Source organism: Variovorax sp. WDL1, assembly GCF_001541225.1.
Classification (GTDB): domain Bacteria; phylum Pseudomonadota; class Gammaproteobacteria; order Burkholderiales; family Burkholderiaceae_C; genus Variovorax.
The window spans coordinates 1-378 of the sequence record NZ_LMTS01000323.1 but is presented as its reverse complement, the minus strand read 5'-3'; the positions used below and the strand labels follow the sequence as shown (position 1 = coordinate 378).

The following is a 378-nucleotide window of genomic DNA, read 5'->3' as shown; positions in this document are numbered from 1 at the left end:
GGTAGCCGTTGATCGTCGGCGTGGTGAAGCTCGACGCTGCGCAGGCATGCTCGAGCAGCCCGCCGACGTAGGAGCGCCCCAGCGCCGAGAGCGCCTCGCCCGGCTGCGGAATGAAGGCGTTGGCGCCCGAGTCCCGCGCCGTGAGTGACTGGTGGAGGTGCCAGCCGGAGGCTACAAAGCCTTGGATGGCGGGCTTGCACATGAAGCTCGCGAGATAGCCTCGCCGACGGCAGACCTGCTTGACCGCGTTGCGGAACAGCACCATCGTGTCCGCCACGTCCAGGCCGGGCATCACGTCGAAGGTGGTCTCCATCTGGCTCGGCGCCCACTCGTCCTCGATGCTGCGCAGGGGCATCCCCAGGGCCAACAGGTGCTGGC

At 68.5% G+C, this 378-nt stretch carries 1 pseudogene; it reads right to left on the bottom strand.

The features are described from left to right. A pseudogene (locus APY03_RS43005) lies at positions 1–355 on the bottom strand (glutamine synthetase); the annotation flags it as partial. Positions 356–378 lie beyond the last annotated feature (23 nt).